This is a genomic window from Marivita sp. (assembly GCF_020055635.1).
GTDB lineage: Bacteria > Pseudomonadota > Alphaproteobacteria > Rhodobacterales > Rhodobacteraceae > Marivita.
This window is the reverse complement of sequence record NZ_JAIPUT010000118.1, coordinates 1-5,629: the sequence shown is the minus strand read 5'-3', so window position 1 is coordinate 5,629 and position 5,629 is coordinate 1. Positions and strand designations below refer to the sequence as shown.

Annotated in this window: 3 protein-coding genes, 1 tRNA gene and 2 pseudogenes; 1 reads left to right on the top strand and 5 read right to left on the bottom strand. The window is 58.9% G+C overall.

Annotated features, from left to right (window positions below; translation table 11 throughout):
- Nucleotides 1-215 (bottom strand): annotated as a pseudogene (locus LCF60_RS23165) (DNA-binding protein); the annotation flags it as partial.
- Between the two features lie 226 nt (nucleotides 216-441).
- Between LCF60_RS23165 and LCF60_RS23160 the strand changes: the two are divergent.
- Nucleotides 442-1,329, top strand: a complete 888-nt coding sequence (locus tag LCF60_RS23160) for a hypothetical protein (protein WP_292294899.1) — start codon at nucleotides 442-444, stop codon at nucleotides 1,327-1,329.
- Between the two features lie 104 nt (nucleotides 1,330-1,433).
- Here the strand turns inward: LCF60_RS23160 and LCF60_RS23155 are convergent.
- The 4 genes and pseudogenes from LCF60_RS23155 to LCF60_RS23140 form a co-directional block, all read right to left on the bottom strand.
- Nucleotides 1,434-2,629: pseudogene (locus LCF60_RS23155) on the bottom strand (DUF932 domain-containing protein).
- A 150-nt stretch (nucleotides 2,630-2,779) separates the two neighbouring features.
- Nucleotides 2,780-2,856, bottom strand: a tRNA-Arg gene (locus LCF60_RS23150).
- A gap of 122 nt (nucleotides 2,857-2,978) precedes the next feature.
- Nucleotides 2,979-5,129 (bottom strand): malate synthase G, encoded by a 2,151-nt coding sequence (locus tag LCF60_RS23145; RefSeq protein ID WP_292294898.1) that lies wholly within the window; start codon nucleotides 5,127-5,129, stop codon nucleotides 2,979-2,981.
- 205 nt (nucleotides 5,130-5,334) lie between these two features.
- Nucleotides 5,335-5,484, bottom strand: coding sequence for a DUF2256 domain-containing protein (locus LCF60_RS23140; protein WP_292294897.1), 150 nt, complete (start codon nucleotides 5,482-5,484; stop codon nucleotides 5,335-5,337).
- Nucleotides 5,485-5,629: the final 145 nt, after the last annotated feature.

The window sequence follows — 5,629 nt, the reverse complement described above, 5'->3', positions numbered from 1 at the left end:
GCGGGGATCGTGTACATGCCGGTCTCGGCGCCGCTGTCGTCCAGCACGGGCCGCACGGTGATGGAGCTGAGCAGCGTCCGCCGCGCGATGTCCTCGGCCAGTTCCTCGATCGACACGCCCGCCTTGACGTGGCGCACGTTCGACTGGCTGAGCATCAGCTTGTTGAAGGGAATGTCGCGCGAGGCGCTGAGGGTGATTTTCTGTTGCTTGGTCATCGGGATATCTCCGGACGGGCCAGCCGGGAGCCACTCTCTCGACCTCCAAACCCGTCACGAAAAACCCGGCCAACCTCTCACTCTGGGAAACCTCTATCAAGTTTATGCTTGGTAGCTGCAACGCACCGTAGTTAAGGTGTGTTTCGAACCAAACTTCCTTCTTCTATGCAGATGAATGCAGTGCTACCGTGATAGTGAAGTATATTTTGGACGTGGATTTAGACTTATGGCGACGATAACGGACGTAGGTTCAATTGTAAGAGTTAATGGTTCGATGTTCTCAACGCTAGTTGAAACGAGTCGAGCGGTGCCAATTGTTAGATCAGATCAAGAGAAAATAATTTCTACCAGTGAACGAAGTGTTCTATTTGCAATGCTATTGCAATTGATAAAAGAACTGTCGCTTGCACCCAGCGCACCCAGCATACTTGATCTAATACAGATTCAAGCTGATACAACAAGTGGGTTGCTCGACGTTCAAGCTACAATACTTGAGAGCTTTGATGTTCGCAGAGGCGCGCCCAGCGAATTTTCCATACTACTGAAAGAATTAGATCAACTCGAGATTAGAATATCATTTGAAACTGCAGGGCTATATTCGGGCAGCCTTGGAAAAAAGACGCTGATCAAAATTGATATTCTTTCAAACAATGCGACTCTAGCTGCCGTATTTGGTCCGCTCATTATCTACGCGGCCACGGCATTTTGGTCTGATATGGCAAGAATTGAGTATATGAATCATGTCTACGAAAACATGTACGTGTGTACCGTTGGGGAGATTGGTTTCTCAGATGTTTTTGAGGCTGAAGATAATGCCGTCGCTTTGCTTGTAACTCAGACATTTGATAATAGTGAGCACGAAAGAGACGTTTGGAAGGCTAGGCAATTGTGCCTTAAGGCTGCAGGGGTTTCGCCGGGCGAGATAGATGGAATATATGGCGAGGCAACGAGGGATGCGGAGCAATCGTATACCGAAAAGTATAACGGTACTGTCGTGAATTGGTCCTCGAGGAATTTTGCGCGCCACATAATTCTTCAGACTCGTTCTATCTACGAGCGTCAATTAGAAGATTCATCAAAGCTCACTGAATCCAATGGACGACGGCGAAAGTAGCGGTGAAGATCATTAACAGGCTTGCTCCAACGTCAGTTGAAAGCTGGTAAGTGCGAGGTCGATACTTTCAGTCGTCTACATCACGTTCCTTCGACTAAACTAGCCTAAATGACCTTCTCCAACAACGCCTTCGCCTTGCCCTCCATCACCAACCGCGCATCCTGCTGCTGCTTTGCCCGAGCCACCGCCGTGATCCCCTGAACGAAGTCGAACACGCTCTCGGGCGGACGGCCTTCCTCGGCCAAGCACCGTCTCGACGATCCGCCCCGTCTCCGCCTTCGAGAATCCGCGCTTGCGCAGGAAGTCCTGACGGTCCTCGTCCGACCGCGCGACGATCTTGTCCCGCGCTGCCCGGATGCCGTCGATGAAGGGCGCGGGCGAGGACTCGGCGAAGCGGCTGAGCGCCGGGACGGCCTCGTGGGCAAAGCGGGAGGCGGCGTATTTCGAGTGCCGGATCGTGATCTCCTGGAAGTCCTCGACACCCCAAAGGTTGCGGTTCTGGCAGACCGCCCGCAGGTAGAAGCTCGCGATGCCGAGCGTTTTCGCCCCCACCTCCGAATTCCAGCAATAGAACCCCCCGGAAATAGAGGTCGGGCGAGCCGTCGGGCAGCAGCCCCGCCTCGATCGGGTTCAGATCGTCGACGAGGAACAGGAAGACGTCGCGGTCCGAGGCGTAGAGCGTCGTCGTCTCCTTCGTCACGTCCACGCGCGGGTTGTAGATGCCGGTCGACCAGTCGAGCACGCCCGGCACCTTCCAGCGCGTGTCGCCCGTGCCGTTGCCCGCGATGCGTTGAACCGCAGAGACCAACTCGTGATCGTAGATGCGGCCATAGTCAGGCCCGGTCACGGCACGCAGTTCGGTGCGTCCATCTCCGGTTTCCAGCGTCTTGATCTGTTCGGCACGGTGGTTGGTCAGCCCGTATTGCAGGTTGATCCCCGCCAACGGCGCGGGCAGTTGGCGCAGATAGGCGGCGGGCGCACCGACGAGGCTCGAGAGCTGGCCAAAGGACCAATGCGTCGGCGCGATGGGTTCATCCGCACCGGGCAGGACCAGCCCCAGCTTTTCCGGGTTGTCCCGATGCGCCTCGACCCGGATCGCGGCGCTCTCGACCGTCTGCGTCCGGCTCCGCTCCGCCCGGCCCTTGACCGAGGCGAACAGATCGTCGAGTGACAGATACCGCTCGTCATCCGGTCGCGAGAACCACTCCGACGACACGCGGTCCACATTCGTGCCGCGCGACACATCCACCTTGTAGCCGCCGCTGATATCACGCCCGGCATCGATAATTTCGGTATTCATTGGGGAACCTCCGCGACGGGCGCCGGAGGCCTCTCCTCCAGCCTTCAACCCGTCACGGCCCTCCCTGCCCGCCTCTGACTCTCAAGACGTCGAAAAGCAGGGGCCAGCGGTACCGACCAAGGGCAGAAAAACGCGAAATTTGGGGGGAAGTGGCGCACCCAGTAGGATTCGAACCTACGACCTTCGCCTTCGGAGGGCGACACTCTATCCAGCTGAGCTATGGGTGCCTAACGTCTCTCTACACAGAAGGCATTTGAGGCGCAAATGCAAATGTGGCCCGGCCTGTGTGTTTTCGCCGGGCCACGATGCGGTAACGCATCGTTCGTTTCGGTTGACCGAAACGCAGGTCTCAGCTCGCGGCTTTCAGTTCCAGACGGCGCTTGTGCAGAACGGGCTCGGTATAGCCGGACGGCTGCACGCGCCCTTCGAACACCAGATCGCAGGCCGCGTTGAAGGCGATGCTGTCGAACCCCGGTGCCATCGGCCTGTAGGCCGGATCGCCCGCGTTCTGGTCGTCCACCACAGCCGCCATGCGTTGCAGGATCTCCATCACGTCGTCTTTCAACACCAACCCGTGGTGCAGCCAGTTGGCGATGTGCTGCGCCGAGATCCGGCAGGTCGCGCGGTCTTCCATCAGGCCCACATCGTTGATGTCCGGCACCTTTGAGCATCCGACACCCTGATCGACCCAACGAACCACATAGCCCAGAATGCCTTGCGCGTTGTTTTCCACCTCGCGGGCGATCTGGTCTTTCGACCATTTCTGGAACGCCGCCATCGGGATATCGAGGATCGTGTCCACATGCGCGCGACGTCCGCCGCGGCGCAGCTTGTCCTGCACCGCGAAGACATCGACCTTGTGATAATGCAGCGCGTGCAGCGTGGCTGCCGTGGGCGAAGGCACCCACGCGCAATTGGCGCCGGATTTCGGGTGTTCGATCTTCTGCTCCAGCATCGCGGCCATCATGTCGGGCATGGCCCACATGCCCTTGCCGATCTGCGCCTTGCCGCTCAGGCCACATTCCAGCCCGATATCGACATTGCGGTTTTCGTAGCCACCGATCCAGGCCTTGCGCTTGATGAAATCCTTGCGGGAGAAAGGGCCTGCTTCCATCGAGGTGTGAATCTCGTCGCCGGTGCGGTCGAGGAACCCGGTGTTGATAAAGGCCACACGATGCTTGGCGGCGCGGATGCATTGCTTGAGGTTGACGCTGGTGCGGCGTTCCTCGTCCATGATGCCCAGCTTGACGGTGTATTGCGGCAGGCCCAGCGCCTGTTCGACAAAGCTGAAGGTCTCGTCGGCAAAGGCAACCTCATCCGGACCGTGCATCTTGGGTTTGACCACATAGACCGAGCCATGATGCGAATTGCGCAGGCCTTCGGTCTTTTGCAGATCGTGCTTGGCGATCAGCGCGGTGATCATCGCGTCCATCAGGCCTTCGAAAATTTCGGATCCGTCCTTCAGCAGGATCGCCGGGTTGGTCATCAGGTGGCCGACATTGCGCACCAGCATCAGCGCGCGGCCCTTGATCGTCACCTCGCCTTTGCCGTCCGCCGCGGTGTAGGTCAGGTCGGGGTTCAAGGCGCGGGTGACGGTCTGGCCGCCCTTCTCGAAGCTGTCCTGCAGATCGCCCTTCATCAGGCCCAGCCAGTTGGCATAGGCCAGCGACTTGTCCTCGGCATCGACGCAGGCGACCGAATCCTCGCAATCCATGATCGCGCTGATGGCGCTTTCAAGACGCACATCGGCAAGCCCCGCCTGATCGCGGCTGCCGATGAAATGCGTCCGGTCGAAGACCAGTTCGACATGCAGGGCATTGTTGCGCAGCAGCACGGCGTCGGGGGCCTTGGGATGGCCCTTGTAGCCAATGAACTTTTCCGGCTGCACCAGGGGCATGTCGTCGACAAGCAGCGCGCCATCATGCACGTAATAGCGACGCGCGTCGGCATGGCTGCCGCCTTCGATCGGGAAGGCTTCGTCAAGGAACACGCGGGCACGCGCCACGACGCGGGCGCCACGGCCCTTGTCATAGCCGCCTTTCGGCGCGGGCGTGCCCATCGCATCGGTGCCGTAGAAGCCGTCATACAGGCTGCCCCAGCGGGCATTCGCGGCATTCAGCGCATAACGCGCATTGGTGATCGGCACCACCAATTGCGGGCCGGGAACGGTTGCGATCTCGGGGTCGGTGTTCCGGGTCTCTATCTCGAAATCGTCGCCCTCATCCAGCAGGTAGCCGATCTCGGACAGGAAGCTTTTGTACGCCTCGTGATCGTGCGGCTGATTGCGGTGGCGAATGTGCCATTCGTCGATCCTGGTCTGAATGTCTTCGCGCGTCTTCAAGAGCGCGGCGTTTTTCGGGCCGAATTCATGGGCCAGTCTTGACAGCGCATCCCAGAACGCATCGGCCTCGACGCCGGTGCCGGGCAGCGCCTGCCCTTCGATGAAATCAAGAAGCGTCTGGTCGATCTGCAATCCGTGACGGTCGATGCGGCTGGCCATGGCTGTGGGTCCCTCGCTGTATACTGCGGTACTCAATTAGAAAGAAAGTTTCCGATCCGCAACAGGGCTGGTCAGGTTATCTGACCAAAAGCGGTATTCCGGATTATTTGAAAGTCACCGATGATCTTCGCCTGTTTCCGTAGGGTGCGTGATCTCACGCACTATCCTCCTGTCCGATGCAGCACGGTGCGTGCAAGCACACACCCTACGGCTTTGCCTTCGCGCGTCGGCACCTGTCCGAGCAGTACCGCACCTCGTCCCAAACCTTTTCCCACTTCTTGCGCCATGTGAACGGCAGCCCGCATTTTGCGCAGGTCTTGGTCGGCAGGTCGGCTTTCTTGCGCTGCCTGGGCATTACAGGTCCAGTTTCAACTGCGCGTCATCGGCTTTGGTCCTGCGCGGCTTGCGCGATGCGCGGTCGTTGACGAAATGGCCGGCGCTGTCCTTGCGGCTGGCATGTTTTTGGATCACGCGGCGGGTCTCGGTGCGGTCGGCATTGC